Source organism: Pseudooceanicola sp. NS-SX8, assembly GCF_057380755.1.
This window is the reverse complement of sequence record NZ_CM170819.1, coordinates 4,852,879-4,876,430: the sequence shown is the minus strand read 5'-3', so window position 1 is coordinate 4,876,430 and position 23,552 is coordinate 4,852,879. Positions and strand designations below refer to the sequence as shown.

Sequence of the window (23,552 nt, the reverse complement as noted above, 5' to 3'; positions counted from 1 at the left end):
ATATGGCACGCCCGGGCGAAAGCTCAAACCGTCCCGAAGGCCGACGCCCGAACGCCAACGCCCTCGCCCCGCCCCGGCATCGCGCCCCGCCCCTCCCATTCGATGGCCGGAAATACTCTGGGGGAGCGCCGCCAGGCGCGGGGGCAAAGCCCCCTGGACCCTTGCAAAACGCACCCCCGCAATACCGATGCGATACCGACGTAATACCGACGTTTTAATCGCGCCTTTTCAGCCTATTGGCGAAACAACCATGGGTACGTAGTACCCCGGACCGCACGCCCCCTTAACCTTTTGCAAAAGGGCAAATGGAAAGGGCCGCCCCATCGGATGGAACGACCCTTCTCGAGATCAGGAGGTGGTTCGGTTAGGCGAACCAACCTGGTGTTTCGACGCCCGAGGGCTGCCTCAGACGTTGACCCTCCAGACTGTTCCGAACCCTTTCTCCAATACCTCAATAGACACTAGAGCACCTCCTTTCTGCATGTTTCCGATGCAATAAAGGTGGCACGGAACTCGTTAACAACAAAACACTTTATGCAGCCCGCGCGGAAATTTTACCCGTGAGCGCCCGGAAAGGCAGCAGGGCGATCATGGCCAGCGCCAGCTTGACCAGCCAGTCCGCCACGGCGAGGGAAATCCACAGCGGCACGGCGGGACCCATCAGCATGAAGGGCACGGCCTCCCAGGCCCAGGACACCTCCGCATCGGCATTTTCGCCAAAGATCGTAATGACCTGGGCAAAGCTGACGGTGAAGAAGATGGTGGTGTCCAGCGCCGATCCGAAGATCGAGGAGACCAGCGGCGCCCGCCACCAGGCGCCGGAGCGGAGCCGGTCGAAGATGGCCACGTCGACCAGCTGCGCCACCAGGAAGCCCAGGGCGGAGCCGACGGCGACCCGCAGGGAAACGGCGGCATAAGTGTAACCGTCGCCTTGCAAAATCACCTGCGTCCCGATGAGGGAGCAGAGGATGCCGGTGACGAAACCGGCAAAGATCACGCGACGGGCCGCACCGGGGCCGTAGACCCGGTTCATCACGTCGGTGACGAGGAAGGCGAAGGGATAGGTGAAGGCGCCCCAGGTGAGCAGCCCGTCCAGGATCAGGAACTGAACCAGGATATTGGAGGCCACGACGATCGCGGCCATGGCAAGGATGCCAGGAAGATAGCGTTTCATGTCAGATCCGTTTTTTAGACAAGGTCGCGGAGACTTGTGTTCCGGCAGGGACCGGGACCGCGCGGGCTCTAACGGGTCGCCTCGTCCGGATCAAGCGGAATTTCCAACAGGGACTGGTTCAACAGGCTCATGAAGTTGTCGTCGGACACCAGGGTGGCGAAGCGCCGGCCGGTCTTGTCCTGCCAGACGGAGACCCCCTCGTAGTTGGTCGTGCGGCTGCTGGAGGTCGTCCAGATCACCTGTGGGGTCAGGGAGGGATGGGTCGCATCCAGCGCGCGCGCATCGACCCGCACCAGCCGGTTGCGGAAGCCCCGGCCAAAGGCGCGCTCCAGCAGGTAAAGCGTTCCGTCATCGGCAAAATCTGCGCCGACGGGGCGAAATCCGTCATCGCTGGCAAGGATCGCGATCTCCTGCCAGGTTCCGGCCTCCAACCGCCAGAGGGAATGGTGGGAGCCGCCGCCCAGGGGCACCTCCGGCAGGGTCAGAAGCCGCCCGCGGGTATCCACGGCCAGGGCTTCGTACATGCCGTTGATGCCCAGCACCGGCGCATCGGAGGGGGGCGCGATGACGCGGGGCGGGAGGCCGCCGGGGGGGTAGATCCAGACGCCCGGGTGCAGCTCCATCGACACGGCAAGACTGCCATCGGGCATCAGCGCCAGGCCCTCGGTATCCAGCCCGTCTTCGGGCATGGCCATCCCGCGGGGCAGGGCCAGGGGCGCGGCGGCGGTGGCGCGGGCGCCGGTCAGCCGCCCGTCTTCGCGCCGCAGAAGATCCCCTTCGACCCTCATCCCGCGGTCGCTCAGCGCGATGAAATGACGGCCGCCTTGGGTGACCTCAAGCGCGGACAGGCCGCCGATCTCGGACAAGGTCTCGCCGGGATCGGACGTGATTTCAACCGGTTGCGGGGCGCCGGGGGGCAGGCCGGTGCCATCGGTCACGCAGGCCGCCTGCAAGAGGAGCGCCGTCAGGGCGCCTGCAGCACGGAAACGCATTGGCCGGGCAGGTCTGTCAGGGTCAGCGGGCCCCGGGGGACGGGCTTCGGCGCATCGGGGTCGGGCGGCGGCGGGTTCAGGATGTTGCTGACCCACTCGCGCGCCTCGTCACAGCCGTCGCCGGGGGGCGGCGGATCCTGGTTGACGCAACCGGCCATGCCGGCGGGGCAGCTCAGCCTGACGTGGAAATGGTAGTGGTGCCCCCACCAGGGCCGCACCTTGCGCAGCCAGTCGCGATCGGCCCCGGCATGGTCGCACATCCAGACCTTGGCCCCGGGGAAGAGGAAGATCCGCGCCACCCGCGGATCGCTCGCCGCGGCCTTCAGCAGGGCCATGTGCTGCGGCGTCCAGTTGTCGTTGACATAGGCCCCGCCCGCGCGCCGGGTCGAGACGGAGGAGAGGCTCTCGCGCTCCGCCGCGCTCAGCGTCAGGTCGGTGGCGGGCAGGAGCCAGACATCGGCATCCAGCCCCATCTGGTGGCTGGCATGGCCAGAGGTCATCGGCCCGCCGCGCGGCTGCGACATGTCACCGATGTAGATCCCCTTCCAGCCGGGGATCTTCGCGGCGCTGCGGCTCAGGTCCTCCAGGTAATCCACCAGCTCCGGCTGGCCCCAGTTGCGGTTCCGGCTCAGCCGCATCGCCTGCCAGGTGGGGCCGGTCTCGGGCAGTTGCACGGCACCGGCCTGGCACCCCTTGGCATAGCTGCCGAAGGCGGCGGAGGCCTGTTTCGACGGTGTCGACTGTGCGCCGAAATAGAACTTTGCAGGCTTGTCGGCCAGCTCCGCCGGGACGGTGGCCACGCGCACGGCGGCGGGCTCCGCTGGCCTCGGCGGTGCCTCCTCGCTCACGCAGGCGGCGGTGGAAAACAGAAGCAGGCTCAGCAGGATATGGGAAAGGCGCATGTGGGGGGGATCAGTCCGTCGTGTCTCCGTCGGGTTTCACCCAGCGTAGCAGCACGGCGCCCGCCAGGAAAAGGAAAACCAGGGGCAGGATGCCGAACTGCTGCGATCCGCTCAATGCGGTGACGATCCCGATGGAGGTCGGCGCGAGGAAGGCGGTCGCCTTGCCCGCCAGCGCATAAAGGCCAAAGCTTTCGGCCATCCGCCCGGGCAGGGCCTGGCGCACCATCATCGTGCGGCTGGCCGACTGGATGACGCCGCCGGTCGCCCCGATCACCGCGCCCAGGATGAAGAAGGCCACGTCGGGCAGGGGGCTGTCGGCGCCGACCTCCACCCACAGGACCGAACTGGGGGAGATGCTGATCGCGATGATCGCCACCAGGGTCAGCAGCAGGATGCAGGTGGTGATCACCGGCTTGGGGCCGAACTTCTCGTCCGCGCGGCCGCCCAGAATGGTGAAGACCGTGCCGGAGACGATGGACAGGATGCCGAAGATCCCGATCTGCGTCACCGACCAGTCCAGCACGCCGGAGGCATAGATGCCGCCGAAGACGTAGATCCCGTTCAGCGCATCGCGGTAGCACAGGGAGGCGACAAGGTAGGAAAACAGCGACGGCGTGCGGCGCAGGCCCCGGATGGTGCCGCCAAGGGCCACCAGCGCGGCACGGGCGGCGCCCTTCGGCGGCTTCGCGGGCTTCGGATCGCGGACCCAAAGGAAGAAGGGCACCATGAAGACCGCGTACCAGATCGCGGTCAGCGGTCCGACGGCCCGGGTGCCTTCGCGCATCGCCGGGTCCAGGCCCAGGATCGGCTCGATCCCGATCAGGGTGCGGCCCGTCGCGGCGTTTTCGGCCAGCAGAAGCAGCATGATCACCAGCGCGATCAGCCCGCCGAGGTAGCCGAAGGCCCAGCCGTTGCCGGAAATCCGCCCGATCTCCTCCTTCGTGCCCAGGTCGGGCAGCATGGAGTTGGTGAAGATCGTCGCGAACTCCATCCCGATCATGCCGATGGCAAAGAAGAACAGCGTTGTCAGCAGGTTGAAATCCCCGGGCGCGGCGTACCACAGCATCCAGGCGCCGACGACGTAGAGCAGGGAAAAGCCCCAGATCCAGCGCAGGCGATTGCCCGAGACATCCGAGATCGCGCCCAGGATCGGGGCCAGGATGGCGATGACGATCCCGGCGGCGCCGATGCCGAAGCCCCAGGCGGATTGCGCCGCGGTGCCATCGCCCATCAGCTCCTTCACGTAGGGGCCGAAGATGAAGGTGATCAGCAGGGTGTTGTAGGGCTGGCTGGCCCAGTCAAAGAAGAACCACCCCCAGATGCGCTTGCGCGAAACCGCCGTCGTCATGCCTCACCCTCGTTCTGCCGGATGCGCCGATATGATCCACGCGGGTGCGGCAGGGCAAGGCAATCCTTGATGAAATTTCCCAGGACGTGAGAGATGACGGAAGAGGAGGCGGGAAAGATGGCGGCAGAATTGCCCCGCTGCCCCGCCGCGATCCCCCGCCGGCCCCCACCGGCGCCCGTCACATCTCGGGCGGCCAGGGGCGCTCGTTCTCGGCGGTGAAAAGCCGCGCGGCCCAATCGGGCAGGGCGGGCAGGGTGACATCCGGGCCGAAGGCCGCCGCGACCTCGGCCACCGGCACCAGCTTGCGCTTGTGGATGACGCCGGTGCGCAGGGTGGCATGGTTGGCGCATTCGCCGCCGGTCCACATGCTCTGCTCCATGTAGATGAAGCGATCGTCGACGCCCATCAGCCGCGTCTTCATCTCCACCTTCGTGAAGGGTGTCAGCCGCTTGCGGTACCGGATCGCCGTGCCCGCCACCGTCAGGCCCCAGCCCTTTTCCTTCATCACCCCGACTAGCCCGGTGCGCTGCGCATAGGGGATCCGGCCCAGGTCGAAGATGGTCAGGGTGCGCCCGTTGTTCAGCTCCATCCAGGGGTCGATGTCCCAGGGCCAGACCAGGTGATGCGACACATGCGTCTCGCCGATCTTCAGCTTCGGCGCGCGGCGGTACTTCAACGCTTCCTTGGTCAGGCGGATATAGGGGTACATGGGCGTCTCCTTCGGCGCCCTTGCTGCGGTGCCGCGCGTCCTTCGTCAACCGAGACCCTGCGTCGAAGCTTGAGATTTGCGCCCGGGTTGCTTACCTGTTCCCGGCCCCAGATACCGGAGATAGATGCCCATGCAATCCCTGCTGATGATCCTCAACCTCGTCCTCAACGTGGCGTGGTTCTTCGTCATCGCCCATGTGATCATGTCCTGGCTGATCTCTTTCCAGGTCCTCAACGTCCGCCAGCAGCTGGTCGGGCAGATCTGGTACGGCCTCAACCGCCTGCTGGAGCCGATCTACGAACCGATCCGCCGCATCCTGCCGCCCATGGGCGGGCTCGACCTGGCGCCGCTGATCGTGCTGCTGGCCATCATGGCGCTGCGCATCATCATCGCCAACAACATCGGCTACGTCTACTGACGCAGCCGCGCGGCGGGGCCTGCCCTGCCTTGTTCACCCATTGTTAATATGGGATGGTGTCCCCTGTTCACGCGAAACAGGGGCAGGACATGGCAGAGGCAGACACGCTGCTGCGTGAGGTATTCGGATTCGACGCCTTCCGCCCTGGCCAGCGTGAGATCGTGGAGGCCGTGGCCTCCGGTCAGAACACCCTCGCCATCATGCCCACCGGCGGCGGCAAGTCGCTCTGCTATCAGCTTCCGGCGCTGATCCGCCATGGCGTGACCGTCGTCATCTCCCCCCTGATCGCCCTGATGCGCGACCAGGTCCGCGCCCTGCGCGAAGCGGGGGTGGAGGCAGGCGCGCTCACCTCCGGCAATACCGAGGAAGAGACGGACGCGGTCTGGGCCGCGCTGGAAGCGGGCACGCTGAAGCTTCTGTACCTCGCGCCCGAACGCCTCGCCTCCGCCGGGGCGCGGGACATGCTGCACCGCATCAATGTCTCCCTCATCGCCGTGGACGAAGCCCACTGCGTCAGCCAGTGGGGCCACGACTTCCGCCCCGACTACCTGCGCATCGGTGAGCTGCGGGAGGCGCTGGACGTGCCGCTCGCGGCCTTCACCGCCACCGCGGATGAGGAAACCCAGCAGGAAATCGTTCGTCGTCTGTTTGCCGGGGAGCAGCCGCAAAGCTTCCTGCGTGGCTTCGACCGTCCCAACATCCACCTGGCTTTCGCGGCCAAGAATTCGCCCCGCCGCCAGATCCTCGATTTCGCCGCGGCCCGGCGCGGCCAGTCCGGCATCGTCTACTGCGGCACCCGCGCCCGCACCGAAAGCATTGCCGGCGCCCTGCGAGAGGCCGGGATGCGCGCGATCCACTACCACGGCGGGATGGAGCCCGACGCCCGGCGCGAGGCCGAGCTGCAGTTCCAGCAGGAAGACGGGCTGATCGTCGTGGCCACGGTGGCCTTCGGCATGGGCGTCGACAAGCCCGACATCCGCTGGGTCGCCCATTCCGACCTGCCCAAGTCGATAGAGGCCTATTACCAGGAAATCGGCCGCGCGGGCCGCGATGGCGCGCCTGCCGAAACGCTGACGCTCTTCGGGGCCGATGACATCCGCCTGCGCCGCGCCCAGATCGACGAGGGCCTCGCGCCCCCCGAACGCCGCGCCGCCGACCACGCCCGCCTCAACGCCCTGCTGGGCCTAGCCGAGGCGCTGGACTGCCGCCGCGCCACCCTGCTGAAATACTTCGGCGAGACCTGCGAACACTGCGGCAATTGCGACCTCTGCGACCGTCCGCCCGAAACCTTCGACGGCACCGAAGCCGTGCGCAAGGCGCTCTCCGCCATCCTGCGGACCGAGGAATGGTTCGGCGCGGGCCACCTGATCGACATCCTCACCGGGACCGAAACCGACAAGATCCGCGAACGCGGCCACGACCGCCTGCCCACCTTCGGCGTGGGGACGGAGTTCAAGAAGGCCGAATGGCAGGCGATCTTCCGGCAGATGCAGGGCCATGACCTGATCCGCCCCAACGGCGAACGCCACGGCGCGCTCTTCATGACCGAAGCCGCCCGCCCCATCCTGCGGGGGGAGGAAACGATCCGCCTGCGCCGCGACAGCATCGCCGCCGCCCGCGCCAACCGCCGCCCGGCGGCCAAAACGCTGGTCTCGGAAGAGGACGAACCCCTGCTGTCGGCGCTCAAGGCCAAACGCCGCGCGCTCGCCGAAGAGGCCCGCGTGCCCGCCTACGTGATCTTCAACGACCGCACCCTGATCGAGATGGCAGAGGTGAAACCCCAGAGCCTCGACGAAATGGGTGGCATCACCGGCATCGGCGCGAAAAAGCTCTCCGCCTATGGGGCGACCTTCCTCGAGGTGATCACCGGCGCGGTGGAACAGCTGCACCCGAAACGCGCCCGGCTTGCCGCCCGGGACGGCGCGGGCGCGCTCTACGACCGGCTGATGGCGGTGTCCCAGGAGCTGGCGCGCGGTCCCGAAGGCATGGACAAGCCGCTGTCCTGCTCCGCCTCGCTGATCGCGAAGGTGGCCGAAGCACGCCCCGCCGATCCCGGTCAGCTGGCCCGGATCCTGGGTGACCGCCGGGCCGAACGCTTCGGCGCCGCCTTCCTCGACGTTCTGCGCGAAGACGCCTGAGGAGCACGCCTGAAAAGGGACGTCGCGTTCGGGGCATCCGGGGCTGGACCTCGGCGCCGAACCCGTTATCTGAGGGGCAGGACTGTAAGGGGAACAAACATGCTGATCGCCGTCTCGCCCGCGAAGAAACTCGACTGGACCGAAAGGGACACCGCGCTGACCACGCCGCCCTTCCTGGCCGACAGTGCCGAACTGATCGGCGTGATGCGCGAAAAGTCGATCCCCGAGATCGCCAAGCTCATGTCCCTCTCCGACAGCCTCTCGAAACTGAACTACGACCGCTACCGCGACTACGCCGAAGATCCCGCGCCCGACCAGCTGCGCCCGGCCATCCACGCCTTTGCCGGGGACACCTACCAGGGCCTCGACGCGGGTTCGCTGGATGCAGAGGAACTGGCCTTCGCCCAGGATCACCTGCGCATCCTCTCGGGCCTCTACGGCGTGCTGCGGCCCTTCGACGGGATGCAGCCCTACCGGCTGGAAATGGGCACGCGCCTGAAGACCGCGCGCGGCGGCAACCTCTACCAGTTCTGGGGCGACAAGATCGCGCGCGCGCTGAAATCCCAGGCCGAGGCCCTTGGCACCGACACCCTGGTCAACTGCGCCTCCCAGGAATATTTCGGGGCGGTGGACCTGAAGGCATTGGGCCTGCGTGTCGTCACCCCGGTCTTCCTCGACGTGAAGAACGGCGCGGAAAAGGTCATTTCCTTCAACGCCAAGCGCGCCCGTGGTGCCATGGCCCGTTTCGCCATCACCCGCCGGCTGACCACCCCCGAAGGCCTGGCCGAATTCGACACCGGCGGCTACCACTTCCAGCCCGCCCGCTCCTCCGAGACCGAGCTGGTCTTCCTGCGCGACGCGGAGGCGATGGCGGCCTGAAGAGCGACCGTTCCGGGCGGTGCCTCCGGCGGGAGTATTTTCGGCCCAGTGAAAGAGCAGGCCGTGCCGCAAGGGCGGCCTCCTTTCGCATTCCCGAGCGTGCCAAACCCCCCTTTGCGAACGTCCGCCACCCAGCCGGGCACGGCCCCGCTCTTTCACTGGGCCCCAAATACTCCGGGGGGACCGCCGCAGGCGGGCGGGGCAGCGCCCCCTAGCCGGCTTCGGAAGGCGCCTCGGCCCGGGGTTCCTCGGCCCAGCTTTCACCCTCCGGCGCGTGGTAGGGCGGGCGCAGCTCCGGCGCGTGGTAGGGCGGGCGCAGCTCCGGCGGGGTGAAGGCCGCCAGCGTGTCCAGCAGGTCCGCCTTGCGCAGCGGCTTGGACAGGTAGTGATCCATTCCCTCCGCCAGGAAGCGTTCGGCATCGCCGTCCAGCGCATGGGCGGTCATGGCGATGATCGGCACATGGGTGTCGCCCGCCGCCTCCGCCGCGCGGATCTGCCGGGTCGCCTCCTTGCCGTCCATCCCGGGCATCGAGATGTCCATGAAGATCAGGTCGGGGGCAAAGCTTTCGTGCAGGGCCACGGCCTCCGCCCCGTTCTCGGCGAAGCGCAGTTCGATATCCGCCTGTGCCAGCATCTTGCCGAAGACCAGCCGGTTGGTGCGGTTGTCCTCCGCGGCCAGCACCCTTGCGGCCCGGCGGCCGCGGGGTTCGGGCAGGGGTGGGGCGTCCGGGGGGCTTTCCGCCGTTTCCGCCTCCGGCGCCGCGTCGCCCGGCCCGCGCAATCCGCCCAGCCCCCGCAGCACGTCGAAGAAATCGTCCCTCAGGCAGGGGCTCTGCAGCACTGCCTGCAGGTGCCGCCGCGCCGGATCGGCCTCGGCGAAATGCACCGCCGGGGTGAAGAGGATGACCGGCACCTGCGATCCCGCCTCGCGGATCGCCTCGGCCAGCTCCATCCCGTCCATCCCGGGCATGTTGTGATCGGTCACCACAAGGTCCGCGCCGTCGAGCCGCGCCAGCGCCTCGGCCCCGCTGCGGCAGCTGACGACCTCCGCGCCCAGCACCTGCAGCTGCTTTTCCAGGATGTCGCGCTGCAGCTCGTTGTCGTCGACCACCAGAACCCGGCCCAGCTCCGCGATCGGCTCCGCCTCGTGGCGGGGGCCCGCGCCCTCGGCCAGCGGCAGGGTGATGCGGAAACCGAAGGCCGATCCCGCGCCCAGCTCGCTGTCGACCCAGATCCGCCCGCCCATCAGCCGCACCAGCCGTTCCGAAATCGCCAGGCCCAGGCCTGTGCCCTCGAACTGGCGGGTGTTGTCGGCCTCCACCTGGTTGAACTCCCCGAAGATCATGCCGACCTTGTCCGGCGCGATGCCGATCCCGGTGTCCTCCACCGTGACGGTGACGTCGACCCGGTCGCCCTCGGGCCGGGGCAGGCCCACCACCCGGATCAGGACATGGCCGTGGTTGGTGAATTTCACCGCATTGCCCACCAGGTTGGTCAGCACCTGCCGGATCCGCCCGGGGTCGGCGATGAACCCCGTCGGCGTGAACAGGTCGAAGTCGATCAGCAGCGACAGCCCCTTTTCCCGCGCCGTGGGCCGCAGCAGCAGCACGACCTCGTGGATGCAACGCTCCAGATCGAAGGGCACGGGGTGCAACTCCAGCCGCTCCGCCTCGATCTTCGAATAGTCCAGCACGTCGTTGATGATCACCAGCAGCGCCTCGCCCGAATTGCGGATCGTGTCGACGTAAAGCCGCTGTTCCTCCGTCATCTCGGTATCGGCCAGCAGATCCGCCATGCCGACGACGCCGTTCATCGGCGTGCGGATCTCGTGGCTCATGTTCGCAAGGAAGGTGGACTTGGCGCGATTGGCGGCCTCCGCCCGCTGGCGCGCCTCCCGCAGGCGGCGTTCGTAGCGCACGGTGGAGGTGATGTTCAGCGCCAGCGTCACCACGTCCCCGTCATGGCCGCGCTGATCCAGCAGCTTGACGTATTGCCCGTTCCACAGCCGGATCACCCGCGGGTCCGGCGCGGGGCCCTGCCAGCGTGCCATCATCTGCTGACGCCAGTCGACCGGGGCGGTGTCGCCGATGTCGATCACGCCTTCCTCCGTCGCCAGCTGCAGCAACCGCATGTAGGTGACACCCGGCGCGATTTCCTCCAGCCCGTCGAAGACGCTGATCCAGGCCTTGTTGGCCGCGATCATCCGCCCGTCGCTGTCCCAGAAGGCAAAGCCGTCGGGGATCGTCTCGATCGACAGCCACAGCCGGCGTTCGGCCACCGCGATGCGCTGATGGGCGACGTCCAGGTCGGATTTGACCTTCTCGTGGGCGCCCAGCACGGCCTCGACCTCCGCCCGCTTCTCGTGGATCTGTTCCGACAGCAGCTTTGCGTGACGGCCCAGCTTGCGGTTGGCTGCATGCAGCTCCGCCTGCTTCAGTTCCAGCAGGCGCTCCGCCGCGAGGCGTGCGCGGCGTTCCTCCGCGAGTTTGCTGGCCAGGCTCATGGCCGGTTCTCCGTACTGGCGTCCCGGGCCGTCTTCCGGCCCGCATCGGCAGCCTGTGACGGGGGGGTGAAAAAACCGTTTAGAAATTGAGGAGAAGGCACAGAATCCTTGCCCCGGGGGGAGGGGGCGGGCAGGTTCGGGATGTTGCTTGAAGGAGTTTGCAGATGACCCGTTTCCTGGCCACGATCGCTTCGGGGGCCCTTGCGGGGCTTCTCTCCCTCGCTCCCGCCCTGGCACAGGAGGCACAGGACGCGCTGCCGGATCGACGGATGATCGTCTACCCGGATACCGACATGGCCGGCACCGACCTGCAACAGCTCTTCGATACGACCATTTCCGCCTGTCGCAACGCCTGCCTGGCCGATGAGGACTGCACCGGGCTCACCTTCAACACGCGCAACAACTCCTGCTTCCCGAAATCCTCCGTCACGGGGACCTCGGACTATGACGGTGCCTATTCCGCCCGGATGATCGACCTGCCCCAGGCCGCCCGGGACCTGGCCGCGATGCGCCTGTCGGAGGTGCGCCAGGTGGTCACCGACAGCCGCCTGGACGACGCCCGCGACCTCGCGCTGCGGATTTCCTGGTATCACCCGGCTGGCGATGCCCGCGCCGAACTGCTGCGCCAGCTCGCCGGCGCGTCGCGCAGCCAGGGCGATACCCTGGCGGCCCTGCGGCTGACCGGGGCGGCCGCCGCGGCCTCCGACGCGGCCACCGACTGGGCCGACTACGCCGACCTGCTGCTGCAGGCAAACCCCGGCGACAGCGCCCAGCAGCGCGCCTACCGCCGCCGCGCCCTGCCCGCCGCGATCAACGCCTACCTGCGGGCCGGGACGGAGGCCGCCCGCGCCAACGCCCTCTTCGTCATGGCCCGCGCGTTCGAGGAAAACGGCTACGGAGAGGCGATGATCCCCGTCCTGCGCCTCGCCACCGGCCTTTCGCCGCGCCGCGACATCGCCCAGGCGCTGGAACGGGCCAACGGGCTCTACGGTTTCTCGGTCGAGGAGTACGAGGTCGACAGCAGCTCGGCCCTGCCCCGCACCTGCATCCAGATGTCCGAACCGCTGGCAAAGACCGGGGTGGATTACGCCGACTATGTCCAGCTACCCGACAGCACCATGGCGGTCGAGGCCGAGGGCCGGGAGCTCTGCATCACCGGCGGCACCCATGGCTACCGCTATACCGTCACTCTCCGCGCCGGTCTGCCCTCCCGCGCGGGGGAGGCGCTGGCCGATGCCCATGACGTCACCTTCACGATTCCCGACCGCGATCCCCAGGTGCATTTCCCCGGGCGCGGCTATGTGCTGGCCTCCGGGGCGGGGGCCGCGCTGCCGGTGGAAACGGTCAACCTCGACCGGCTCGACCTCACGCTTTACCGGGTGACGGATCGCAACATCCTGCGCAGCATTCAGGACGACATGTTCGGCCGCCAGATCTACGGGTGGGAGCTTGATGACCTCTCGACCGAGGTCGCGACCGAAGTCTGGACGGGGGAGGGGCTGATCCGCAAGGATCCGAACGTGGAAGTCACGACGCGCCTGCCCCTGGACGAGGCGCTGGCGGGCCAGGCCCCCGGGGTCTACGCCCTGCGCGCCGTCGTGCCGGACCAGGACGAATGGGACTACGATCCGGCAACCCAGTGGTTCATCGTCTCCGACCTCGGGATGACCAGCTGGTCCGGGGCGGACGGGCTGCATGCCATCGTGCGGGGGCTGTCGGACGCGGGGCCGAAACCGGGGGTGACCCTGTCGCTCTTGGCCAGCGCAAACGAGGTCCTGGGCACCGCCGAAACCGATGACGAAGGCATCGCCAGCTTTGCCCCGGGGCTCCTGCGCGGGACCGGCGGCGCCGCGCCCGCCCTGCTGCTGGCCCAGGATTTTTCGCAGGACGGCGGGGTGCGCGACATGGCCTTCCTCTCCCTGACCTCGCCCGCCTTCGACCTGTCGGATCGCGGGGTCGCCGGGCGTGAACCCGCGGGGGCGATCGACGTCTTCCTGGCGACCGACCGTGGCGCCTACCGTGCGGGGGAAACCATCCACCTGACGGCCCTGGCCCGCGACGGGGTCGCCCAGGCCATCGACGGCCTGCCGGTGACGGCGATCCTGACCCGGCCCGACGGGGTGGAATACGCCCGCAAAACGCTGTCTTCGGGCGATGCGGGCGGCTATGTCTTTGCCTTCCCGGTGGCCCCCACCGTGCCGCGCGGCACCTGGCGCCTGTCGGTGAAATCCGATCTCGACGCCGCCCCGCTGGCCACCCGCACCGTCCTGGTCGAAGATTTCCTGCCCGAACGCATCGACGCCGACCTTTCGCTGACCGGCGAGGGGCCGATGTCCCTGGTGGATGCCCGCGACCTCTCGGTCCAGGCGCGCTACCTCTTCGGGGCGCCGGGGGCCGGGCTCGACGTCTTCGGCAGCTACGTCCTGCGCCCCGCCACCACGCTGGAGGCCCTGCCGGGCTACCACTTCGGCCTGCATGACGGCGAAAACAGCCCCGAACGCTTCTACTTCGACCGCAGCGAAACCGATGAAACCGGCCTGACCCGCCTGCCCGTCACCTTCGACGGCTACGCCCAGGACGTGCCGATGCCGGCCACGATGACCCTGACCGCCAGCATCCACGAAGGCTCCGGCCGGCCCGTTGAACGGCGCCTGACGCAGACCGTGCTTCCCGCCGAACCCTTCCTGGGCATCCGGCCGCAGTTCGACGGCGTCGTCCCCGAAGGCGGCGAGGCAGCGTTCCAGCTCTCGGCCTTCGACGCGGGCCTGCAGCCCACGGGGATGGAGGTCGTCTGGCGCCTCAACCGCGTCCGCACCCGGTACCAGTGGTACAACCAGTGGGGCTCCTGGGAATGGGAAAGCTTCACCACCCGGACCGAGGTCGCCTCCGGCACCGCCACCCTGGGGGCCGATCCGGTCACCGTGGCAGGCGCGGTCGACTGGGGGCGTTACGAACTGGTGGTCGAGGCGCGCGACAATGACCGCACCGTGGCCTCCGTCGATTTCTATGCCGGCTGGTACGTGCCCGCAGATCCCACGGCGACACCCGACACGCTGGAACTGTCGCTGGATGCCGACAGCTACGCGCCCGGCGACACCGCGCAACTGCGGCTGGTGCCGCGCTACGATGGGACGGCGCTCGTTTCCGTCATGTCGAACCGGATGATCGACATGAAGGTCGTGCCGGTCACCCGGGGTGAAAACATCGTGCCGCTTGATGTCACCGCCGACTGGGGCGCGGGGGCCTATGTCACCGCCACCGTGCTCAGGCCCATGGATATCGACCAGGGGCAGAACCCGGCCCGTGCTCTGGGTCTCGATTATACCTCCGTCGATCCCGGGGCCCGGGCGCTCTCCGTCGCCTTCGACACCCCGCCGGAGGCAGATCCGCGCGGCAGCTTCACCGCGGAGCTGACCGTTTCGGGCGTGACCCCGGGGGAGCAGGCCTACGTGACCCTTGCCGCCGTCGACCTCGGCATCCTGAACCTCACCGGGTTCCGCACCCCCGACCCGCAGGCGCATTACTTCGGCCAGCGGCGGCTGGGGATGGAAATCCGCGATCTCTACGGTCGCCTGATCGACCCCACCCAGGGGGAGATGGGGCGCCTGCGCTCCGGCGGGGATGCGGCGGGCGGCACGGGCTTTGCCTCGCCGCCGCCGACCGAAGACCTGGTGACCTGGTTCTCAGGCCCCATCCCCGTCGCCGCCGACGGCACCGTCTCCGGCAGCTTCGACATCCCCGCCTTCAACGGCACCCTGCGCCTGATGGCCCTCGCCTGGAGCGCGACGGGCACCGGCTCCGCCGAAGCGGACCTGCTGGTGCGTGATCCGGTCGTCGTCACCACCTCCCTGCCGAACTTCCTGGCCCCGGGTGACACGGCCCAGGTGCTGCTGGAAGCGGTCCATGCCACCGGCCCCACCGGGCAGATGCAGCTGCAGGTCACGGCGCCGGGGCTGACCCTGGGCGCCCAGCCCGCGCCCTTCACCCTGACCGAAGGGGCCACCGCGCGCTTCCGCCTGCCCGTCACGGCGGCGAGTGAAGGCGACTTCCCCGTCACCGTCACCCTGACCACGCCCGACGGCCGCGCCCTGTCGAAACAGCTCACCCTGCCGGTGCGGCGCAACACGCCCCAGGTCGCGGTCACCCGGCGCTTCGACCTGGCGGCGGGCAGCACCTTCACCCTGAACGCCGATGCCTTCGACGGCTTCGATCCGGCGACGGCCCATGCGGTGATCTCCTCCGGCGTGCTGGCGCGGCTGGATGTGCCGGGCGTGCTCTCCCTGCTGGATCAGTACCCCTACGGCTGCACCGAACAGGTCACCTCCAAGGCCATGCCGCTGCTGTCGCTGGCGCCGGTGGCCGACCAGCTGGGCCTGGTGACCGGCGAAAGGGTCGCCACCCGGATCACCGATGCGATCTCCACCGTGCTGTCCCGCCAGGAAGCCTCCGGCGCCTTCCGGCTCTGGCCCGGGTCCGATGGCACGCCCTGGCTGGATGCCTATGTGACCGACTTCCTGTCGCGCGCGCGCCAGGCCGGCTACGCGGTGCCCGATGCCGCCTTACTGCGGGCGCTGGACAACCTGCGCAACCAGGTCAACTTCGCCCCCGACTTCGAAGAGGACACCAACGGCGGCGGTCAGGCCCTGGCCTATCAGCTCATGGTGCTCGCCCGCGAAGGCAGCGCCGCCATGGGCGACTTGCGCTACTATGCCGACGTGAAGGCGGATGATTTCGCGACCCCGCTGGCCCAGGCCCAGCTGGGCACGGCGCTGGCCTTCTACGGTGACCAGTCCCGCGCCGACGCGCTCTTCCGCAAGGCGATCGCTGCGGGCGCGGGGACCGGCACGGCCGAAGCCCGGCTCATCCGCTCCGACTTCGGCACCTCCTACCGCGACACGGCGGGCCTGCTGGCCCTCGCGGCAGAGGCCGGGACCCAGGCGGTGGATCGGGACGGCCTGGCACAGCAGCTGGCCCGGCACGAGGGCCCGCTCTCCACCCAGGAAAGCGCCTGGACGCTGATGGCCTCCTCCGCCCTGCTGCAGGATCCCACCGCCTCGGGCCTCTCCGTCGACGGACAGCCCGTGGGCACCTTCGTGCGCACCCTGCCGGGCGCTGCCCCCGACCCGCTGGACATCGCGAACCAGGGAAGCCGTGCCACCGACCTGACCCTCACCACCATCGGCGTCCCCTCCGGGCCACTGCAGTCCGGCGGCTACGGCTATGCCATCACCCGCAGCTACTACACCCACCAGGGGCAGGAGGTCTCGCCCACCGAAACGCGCTCCGGCGACCGGCTCGTCGTGGTGCTGCGCGTCACCCCCTTCGAAGAGGCAGGCGCCCGGCTCATGGTCTCCGACCCGCTGCCCGCCGGGTTTGAAATCGACAACCCCCGGATGCTCGGCTCCGGCGATATCGCCGCGCTCGACTGGCTCGAAACCGTCGATACCGAGATGGCGGAGTTCCGCTCCGACCGCTTCCTCGCCGCGCTCGACTGGCGCTCCGACAAACCCTTCTCGCTGGCCTACGTGGTGCGTGCGGTGACCCCGGGCGACTTCCTGCTTCCCGCCGCCTCGGTGGAGGACATGTACCGCCCCCGCTACCGCGCCAACACCGGGGAATCGCGCATCACGGTCACCGAATGAGGCGCCCGCGCCGCGCTGCCGGCTGGCTGGCCTGCCTGGCGGTCCTGCTCTGGGCCGGCGGGCTGGCGCGCGACGGGCTGGATCGCTGGGTCGATGCCACCCGGCTGCCGCCCCTCGCGCTCGACACCTCGGTGGAAATGCGCGACGGCGCCGGTCAGCTGCTGCGCGCCTATACCGTGGCCGACGGGCGCTGGCGGCTGGCGCTCTCTCCGGATCAGGTGGATCCGCTCTATCTCTCCATGCTCACCGCCTACGAAGACCGGCGGTTCCGGGATCACCACGGGATCGACCCGCTGGCGGTGCTGCGCGCCGGGGCGCAGGCGCTGCGGGCCGGGCGGGTGGTTTCGGGCGGCTCGACCCTGACGATGCAGGTCGCCCGCCTGCTGGAGGAAAGCGGCACCGGGCAATGGGCGGGCAAGCTGCGCCAGGCGCGGGTGGCGCTGGCGCTGGAACGGCGGATGACCAAGGCGCAGATCCTCGGGCTCTACCTCGAACTCGCCCCGATGGGCGGCAACCTCGAAGGGCTCCGCGCCGCCACGCTCAGCTATTTCGGCAAGGAACCGGGCCGGCTGACCCCGGCAGAGGCCGCCCTTCTGGTCGCCCTGCCGCAATCGCCGGAGGCCCGCCGCCCCGACCGCGCGCCCCTGGCCGCCGAAGCGGCGCGCAACCGCGTGCTGGACCGCATGCAGGCCGCCGGCGTGATAGATGCCGACACCGCCCGCGCCGCCCGGCGCGACAGCGTGCCGCGCGGCCGCAGGCCCTTCCCGGCGCTGGCCCCGCACCTGACCGACCGCGCCCGGGCCGAGGCGCCGGACCTGCGGCGCCATGACCTCACCCTCGATGCCGCGCTGCAATCCAGCCTGGAAGACCTGGCCCGCGCCGCGCTGCAGGGGCGCCAGTCCGAACTGTCGGTGGCGATCCTCGTGGCCGATCACCGCGATGGCCGCATCCTGGCCTCCGTGGGCTCGCGCGGCTTTGCCGATCGCGGGCATGGCTTCGTCGACATGACCCGCGCCATCCGCTCGCCCGGCTCGACACTGAAACCGCTGATCTACGCCCTGGCCTTCGACGCGGGCCTGGCCCACCCCGAAACCCTGATCGACGACCGCGCCACCGATTTCGACGGCTACAGCCCGGTGAACTTCGATGGCCACTTCCGGGGCCCCGTCCCGGTCCGCGAAGCGCTGCAACTGTCGCTCAACCTGCCCGTGGTCGCCCTGACGGAGGCCCTGGGCCCGGCGAATGTCATGGCGGGGCTGCGCCGCGCCGGGGTAGAGGCCAGCCTGCCGGGGGAGGTCCCGGGCCTTGCCATTTCGCTGGGCGGTCTCGGCGTGACGCTGGAAGACCTGGTGACCCTCTACGCCGGCCTCGCCGAAGGCGGGCAGTCCCGGCCCCTGTCCTGGCGCCAGGGGGAGGCAGGGGGCCAGGCTGAGGATCAGTCGCAGCGCATCCTCTCGCCTGCGGCCGCCTGGCAGGTGCAGCATATCCTGGCGGAACTGCCGGCCCCGGATGGCGGCCCGCGCGGGCGCATCGCCTGGAAGACCGGCACCTCCTACGGGCACCGCGATGCCTGGGCCCTGGGCTGGGACGGGGCGCATGTGGTGGGGGTCTGGATCGGCCGGCCCGACGGCAGCCCGGTCCCCGGCGCCTTCGGCGGCGACCTGGCGGCGCCGGTGCTCTTCCAGGCCTTCGGGCGGATCGCCCCGCAGACGACCCCCCTGCCGCCGCCCCCCGCGACGGTGCTGCAGCTGTCGCAGGGTGAACTGCCCCCGCCGCTGCGCCACTTCCGCCGCCGCGGCGCGGACGGGCTGATGGCCGATGCCTCCGCGCCCCGGCTGGCCTTTCCGCCCGAAGGCGCCACGCTGGATCTTGGCGGGGGCAGCCTGCCGGTGCGGGTCGACCGGGGCACGCCGCCCTTCACCTGGCTGATCAACGGCGCCCCGGTGCTGACCGGGCAGCGCCGGGCAGAGGCCTTCCTGCCCGCCCTCGGCCCCGGCTTCACCGATGTGACTGTGGTGGATGCCGAGGGCCGCTCCTCCCGCGCGAGGATCCGGCTGAACTGACCGGACCCTCTTGCCCCGATGCTGTTGGCCCAACCCTGTTGGCCCGTACCGGGCCATGCCTCCGGCGGGAGTATTTTCAGCCATCGAATGGAAGCAGGCGGGTGCCGAACCGTCCCCCCGGTCGACCCGGTGGCGGAAACCTCCGCCCGTCGCAGTTCTTCTTTGCATTCGATGGCTGAAAATACTCCGGGGGAGTCTCCGCAGGAGACGGGGGCAGCGCCCCCTCTGCCCGCTCCCCCTCCCAGACAAGAAAAACCCCCGCCGGATTGCACCGGCGGGGGTCTCATTTCATCGAAGAGGGCCGGTTCAGGCCTTGGCCTTGGCCGCCTTCTTCACCGGTTTCCAGATCCGCTTGTTGGTCAGGTACAGCAGCGAGCTCAGCAGGATCAGGAAGGTGACCGCGACAAAGCCGGTGTGCTTGCGCGCCATCATCTTGGGTTCCGCCGTCCACATCAGGAAGGCCGCGACATCCTCGGCCTCGTGGTGCAGCTCGGTGCTGTGCCCGTCGTCGAACTCCACGTCCTCGCCGTAAAGCGGCGGGGCCATGGCGATCCAGCCGCCCGGGAAGGCGGTGTTCTCGTAGTAGGTCACACCCGCCTGGACCTTTTCCTCTCCGGTGTAGCCGGTCAGGATGGCGACGATGTACTCGGGCCCGCCGATGCCCTTGAAGAACTGGTTGATCCCCGTCCCGGCCGGGCCGTGGAAGGCCGCGCGGGCCTTGGCCATCAGGCTCAGGTCCGGGGCGTTCTGGCTGTTGTTGGCGGGGAAGAAGTCGTTCTCCGTCAGGGCCCGGGCCGCGCCCTCGTCATAGTCGTAAAGATCCATGTTCGAGGCTTCGTCGTTCACCGGGAAGGCGGCGGCATAGGCACGCACCTCTGCCTCGGGCATATGCGGCCCACCCTCGTCCGCCAGGGTGCGGATGGGGACGAACTTCAGCCCGTGGCAGGAGGAGCAGATCTCGGTGTAGATCTTCAGCCCGCGTTGCAGCTGGTTCTCGTCGTAGCTGCCGAAGGGCCCCTCGAAGGAGAAGGACACGTCGTGGATGTGGCTCGCTTCCTCGGCCGCGGTGGCGGCGCCGGCGGTGACCGCCAGGGCTGCCAGGGCAGAGAGGGAAAGTTTCCTGATCATGATCTCTGTCCTTTCGCTTACTCGGCCGGCTCTGCGGGCTTGCCGTAGTGGGCGTCGAAGTCTTCCTCGATCGTCGCGGGCATGTTCCTGGGCGCCGGTTCGATCACGCCCAGCAGGGGCAGGATCACGAAGAAATAGGCGAACCAGTAGGTAGCTCCGATCAGCGAGATGGTGGAGTAGGGCGGCTCTGCCGGCATGGCCCCGGCCCACATCAGCACCATGAAGTCGAGCGCGAGCAGCGCGAACCACCACTTGAACATCGGCCGGTAGCGGCCCGACCGCACGCGCGACCGGTCCAGCCAGGGCACCAGCGCCATGGCGACGATGGCGCCGAACATGGCCAGCACGCCGAAGAACTTGGCGTCGATGATGCCCCCGGTGATCCAGTTGAAGAACATCACGATCCACACGTCCGAGGTGAAGGCCCGCAGGATCGCGTAGAACGGCAGGAAGTACCATTCGGGCACGATGTGCGCGGGCGTCGCCAGGGGGTTGGCCTCGATGTAGTTGTCGGGGTGGCCCAGGTAGTTCGGCATGAAGCCGACGATGGCGAAGAACACCGCCAGGACGACCGCCAGGGCGAAGAAGTCCTTGATCACGAAGTAGGGCCAGAAGGGCAGGGTGTCCTTCTCGGCTTCCGCCTTCGAGGTCTTGCGCGGGTCAACGCCGGTGGGGTTGTTGTTGCCGGTGTTGTGGAAGGCCCAGATGTGCACGATGACCAGGCCCGCGATGACGAAGGGCAGCAGGTAGTGCAGGCTGAAGAAGCGGTTCAGCGTGGCATTGTCCACCGCCGGTCCGCCCAGCAGCCAGGTCTGCAGCGCCTCGCCCACGAAGGGGATCGCGCCGAAGAGGCCGGTGATCACCGTGGCGCCCCAGAAGGACATCTGCCCCCAGGGCAGGACGTAGCCCATGAAGCCGGTGCCCATCATCAGCAGGTAGATGATCATGCCGATGATCCAGGTGATCTCCCGCGGGGCCTTGTAGGACCCGTAGTAGAGACCGCGGAAGATGTGCAGGTAGACGGCGAAGAAGAACAGCGAGGCGCCGTTGGCATGCAGATAGCGCAGCATGTGGCCGCCGTTCACGTCACGCATGATGTGTTCGACCGACCGGAAGGCGTAATCGACATGGGGGGTGTAATGCATCACCAGGACGATCCCGGTGACGATCTGCAGCGCCAGGCAGAAGGCCAGGACGATGCCCCAGATCCACATCCAGTTCAGGTTCTTCGGCGTCGGGATCATGATCGTGTCGTAGATCAGTCCCACGATCGGCAGACGAGTGTGGATCCACTTCTCGGCGCCGGTCTTCGGTTCGTAATGGTCGTGCGGAATGCCGGACATTTGGTTCTCCTCCCTCAGCCCAGGACGATTTCGGTCTCGCCGTCGAAGGCGGCGACGGGCACGGGCAGGTTCTCGGGTGCCGGGCCTTTGCGGATGCGGCCCGCGGTGTCGTAGTGGGAGCCGTGGCAGGGGCAGAACCAGCCGCCGAAGTCACCGCTTTCGCCCAGGGGGACACAGCCGAGGTGGGTGCAGACACCCATCATGACCAGCCATTCCTCGGCGGCCTTGCCCTCTGCGCCCGCGGGGGCCAGGGCACGGTTGGCATCGGTGGCCGGCGCGCCGGCCTCGATGTTGGAATTGCGCGCGTCCGGATCGGGCAGCGTGGCCGGGTCGACCTCGTTCGCCATGTCGATCTCTTCCTGCGTACGCCGGCGGATGAAGACGGGCTTGCCGCGCCACTTCACCGTCAGCTGGGTGCCCTCTTCGACACCGGAAATATCGACCCGGATGGACGACAGCGCCTGGACATCGGCAGATGGGTTCATCTGGTTGACCAGGGGCCATACGACAGCGCCGGTTGCGACGACAGCCGCCCCGCCGGTGGCGTAATAGAGGAAGTCCCTCCGGGTGCCTTCGTGATCTTCTGCGTGGGACACGTACCTAGCTCCTCTCCTGGGCCCGGCTGGGCAGTCGCGATAAACATGTGTCCGGCATGAGCATTTCACGCCTTTGTTATCTCGCGGATTCTTAGCGTCCTGACTTCCACAGGTCTAGCATATGTTGGTCCCTGCACACAGAGGGCGCCGAAGTGTCGCGCTTGAGGCGCCTGCCCGGGGGGTGTAAGTCGGGCTGGACATTCGTACGCGCCCGGAGAGACATAGATGATTCCGAATCCCGCACCGCGCCTTGGCCGCATTTCCGCAATCGCCCTCGCGGCAGCGCTCTTCGCGGCGCCTGCCTCCGCCCAGGTGGAGCTCAGCTTCTACGGCGGCTGGCAGACGGCACCGCATTCCCGCGTCAAGGGGACCTACGGGTCCGGCCCCGATGCGACCTCCTCCTTCAACGACCTGATCGGCTGGGATGGCAAGAGCTTCGCCATGCCGCCCTACTACGGTCTGCGCGCCACCTGGTGGAAACCCGAGGACTGGGGCTGGGGCTTCGAATTCTCCCACAACAAGGTCTACGCGAACGAGAACGACATGGCAGATGCCGGCTTCTCGACCCTGGAATTCACCGATGGCCTGAACATCCTGACCGCGAACGTGTCGCGCCGCTGGTCCGAGGCCTGGGGCACCGCCACCCCCTACGTCAGCGCCGGCCTCGGCATCGCCGTCCCCCATGTCGAGGTCACCCCGACGGGCGGCGACGATACCTTCGGCTACCAGCTGGCCGGCCCCGCCGCGCGCCTGACCGCCGGTGTCAGCTACCCTCTGAACGACAAGTGGTCGGTCTTCAGCGAATACCAGTTCACCTGGTCGCAGAACGACACCGATCTCGAAGGCGACGGCAACCTCGACACCCGCATCTTCACCAATGCGGTCAACGTCGGCGTCAACTTCCAGTTCTGATCGCGCATTCCGGGGCCGGGCATCGGCCCGGGGACCGAACATCCAGGAACCGGACATCCAAAGGCCCGCCCATCGGCGGGCCTTTTCGCGTTTCGGGGGTAATCAGATCAGGGCAGGTCCAGGCCGATGCAGGTCCAGGATGGTGCGGGTCTAGGCCGGGGCGGTGGCGGCGAAGGAGGGGCGGGCGCTGATCGCCTCGTACCAGGCGGAGAGCTTCGGATGGCCGTCGCGCCAGCCCCGGGCGGCGTGACGGAAGTCGAGGTAGCCCATGGCGCAGCCCAGGGCGATCTGGCCCGCGTCCAGCGGCGCCGCCAGGGCCTCCTCCCAATCCGCTTCCAGCGCATCCAGGGTGCGGGCGATCTTCTCCCACTGGGCGTCCAGCCACTTCTGGAAGACGATCTCCTCCGGCCGCAGCCGGACCTCGTAGGCCATGTTGACGGAGCTGTCGAGGATCCCTTCCGCCAGGGCTTCCAGCGTCAGCACCTCCCACTGGCGGTCCGAGGGGTAGAAGCCCCCGTCGCAAATGTCGTCGAGGTAGCGGCAGATCACCCGGCTGTCGCAGATCAGCGGCGCATCACTGCGCACAAGGGCCGGGATCCGGCCCAGCGGGTTCACCGCCGCCAGCTCGGCATCGGTGTCGAAGGCATTGGTCGCGACCACCTTCTCGGTCACGCGCGCGCTCAGCCCGGCCTCTGCGATCAGCACGCGCACCTTGCGCACGTATGGCGAGGTCGGGGAGGAAAAGAGGGTCAGGTCGGTCATCCGGGGGCTCCTGCTGCGGTCGGCACCTTCTGCGGTCGGGCGA

The 23,552-nt window shown here is 68.6% G+C and carries 16 protein-coding genes; 6 read left to right on the top strand and 10 right to left on the bottom strand.

Translation table 11 applies throughout. The features are described from left to right. Window positions 1-532 precede the first annotated feature (532 nt). The 5 genes from AC2IR1_RS22365 to AC2IR1_RS22345 form a co-directional block, all read right to left on the bottom strand. A complete protein-coding gene (locus AC2IR1_RS22365) occupies window positions 533-1,174 on the bottom strand; it encodes a queuosine precursor transporter (RefSeq protein ID WP_486474180.1) in 642 nt (213 codons plus the stop codon). A 68-nt stretch (window positions 1,175-1,242) separates the two neighbouring features. Further along, the gene (locus tag AC2IR1_RS22360) at window positions 1,243-2,166 is read right to left on the bottom strand and encodes an esterase-like activity of phytase family protein (protein WP_486474179.1); all 924 of its coding nucleotides are present in this window, start codon (window positions 2,164-2,166) and stop codon (window positions 1,243-1,245) included. Next, window positions 2,139-3,068, bottom strand: a complete 930-nt coding sequence (gene mepA, locus AC2IR1_RS22355) for a penicillin-insensitive murein endopeptidase (RefSeq protein ID WP_486474178.1) — start codon at window positions 3,066-3,068, stop codon at window positions 2,139-2,141. The genes AC2IR1_RS22360 and mepA overlap by 28 nt, the downstream gene beginning before the upstream one ends. Window positions 3,069-3,078: 10 nt before the next feature. Beyond that, complete coding sequence (locus AC2IR1_RS22350) at window positions 3,079-4,416, bottom strand: MFS transporter (protein ID WP_486474177.1); 1,338 nt, start codon at window positions 4,414-4,416, stop codon at window positions 3,079-3,081. Window positions 4,417-4,594: 178 nt separating this feature from the next. Next, window positions 4,595-5,125: an acyl-CoA thioesterase gene (locus AC2IR1_RS22345; RefSeq protein WP_486474176.1), complete on the bottom strand. Its 531-nt coding sequence runs from the start codon at window positions 5,123-5,125 to the stop codon at window positions 4,595-4,597. Between the two features lie 130 nt (window positions 5,126-5,255). Between AC2IR1_RS22345 and AC2IR1_RS22340 the strand changes: the two genes are divergently transcribed. The 3 genes from AC2IR1_RS22340 (at window position 5,256) to yaaA (ending at window position 8,560) form a co-directional block, all read left to right on the top strand. Then, window positions 5,256-5,543 carry a YggT family protein gene (locus AC2IR1_RS22340; RefSeq protein ID WP_486474175.1) on the top strand — a complete coding sequence of 96 codons (288 nt, stop codon included), beginning with the start codon at window positions 5,256-5,258 and terminating at the stop codon, window positions 5,541-5,543. A gap of 89 nt (window positions 5,544-5,632) precedes the next feature. Next, complete coding sequence (recQ, locus tag AC2IR1_RS22335) at window positions 5,633-7,681, top strand: DNA helicase RecQ (protein WP_486474174.1); 2,049 nt, start codon at window positions 5,633-5,635, stop codon at window positions 7,679-7,681. 99 nt (window positions 7,682-7,780) lie between these two features. Further along, window positions 7,781-8,560 (top strand): peroxide stress protein YaaA, encoded by a 780-nt coding sequence (yaaA, locus tag AC2IR1_RS22330; protein ID WP_486474173.1) that lies wholly within the window; start codon window positions 7,781-7,783, stop codon window positions 8,558-8,560. 211 nt (window positions 8,561-8,771) lie between these two features. On the opposite strand, the gene AC2IR1_RS22325 is transcribed toward yaaA, so the two are convergent. Beyond that, window positions 8,772-11,063 carry a response regulator gene (locus AC2IR1_RS22325; protein WP_486474172.1) on the bottom strand — a complete coding sequence of 764 codons (2,292 nt, stop codon included), beginning with the start codon at window positions 11,061-11,063 and terminating at the stop codon, window positions 8,772-8,774. Between the two features lie 164 nt (window positions 11,064-11,227). Between AC2IR1_RS22325 and AC2IR1_RS22320 the strand changes: the two genes are divergently transcribed. Together AC2IR1_RS22320 and pbpC are read left to right on the top strand one after the other, a co-directional pair. Then, the gene (locus tag AC2IR1_RS22320) at window positions 11,228-16,705 is read left to right on the top strand and encodes an alpha-2-macroglobulin family protein (RefSeq protein ID WP_486474171.1); all 5,478 of its coding nucleotides are present in this window, start codon (window positions 11,228-11,230) and stop codon (window positions 16,703-16,705) included. Beyond that, on the top strand, window positions 16,702-18,768 hold the full coding sequence (pbpC, locus tag AC2IR1_RS22315) for a penicillin-binding protein 1C (protein ID WP_486474170.1): 2,067 nt from the start codon (window positions 16,702-16,704) through the stop codon (window positions 18,766-18,768). The genes AC2IR1_RS22320 and pbpC overlap by 4 nt, the downstream gene beginning before the upstream one ends. A 306-nt stretch (window positions 18,769-19,074) precedes the next feature. Here the strand turns inward: pbpC and AC2IR1_RS22310 are convergent, their stop codons facing one another. The 3 genes from AC2IR1_RS22310 to petA are packed head-to-tail and all read right to left on the bottom strand — an operon-like array spanning window position 19,075 to window position 21,835. Then, on the bottom strand, window positions 19,075-19,896 hold the full coding sequence (locus AC2IR1_RS22310) for a cytochrome c1 (RefSeq protein ID WP_486474169.1): 822 nt from the start codon (window positions 19,894-19,896) through the stop codon (window positions 19,075-19,077). Window positions 19,897-19,913: 17 nt separating this feature from the next. Continuing rightward, complete coding sequence (gene petB, locus AC2IR1_RS22305) at window positions 19,914-21,239, bottom strand: cytochrome b (RefSeq protein ID WP_486474168.1); 1,326 nt, start codon at window positions 21,237-21,239, stop codon at window positions 19,914-19,916. Between the two features lie 14 nt (window positions 21,240-21,253). Then, window positions 21,254-21,835: a ubiquinol-cytochrome c reductase iron-sulfur subunit gene (petA, locus tag AC2IR1_RS22300; protein ID WP_486474167.1), complete on the bottom strand. Its 582-nt coding sequence runs from the start codon at window positions 21,833-21,835 to the stop codon at window positions 21,254-21,256. A 225-nt stretch (window positions 21,836-22,060) separates the two neighbouring features. Here petA and AC2IR1_RS22295 point away from each other — a divergent pair, with 225 nt between their 5' ends. Then, window positions 22,061-22,747: an outer membrane protein gene (locus AC2IR1_RS22295; protein WP_486474166.1), complete on the top strand. Its 687-nt coding sequence runs from the start codon at window positions 22,061-22,063 to the stop codon at window positions 22,745-22,747. A gap of 150 nt (window positions 22,748-22,897) precedes the next feature. Here AC2IR1_RS22295 and AC2IR1_RS22290 read toward each other — a convergent pair whose 3' ends face one another. Beyond that, window positions 22,898-23,509 (bottom strand): glutathione S-transferase family protein, encoded by a 612-nt coding sequence (locus AC2IR1_RS22290; protein ID WP_486474165.1) that lies wholly within the window; start codon window positions 23,507-23,509, stop codon window positions 22,898-22,900. Between the last annotated feature and the right edge of the window lie 43 nt (window positions 23,510-23,552).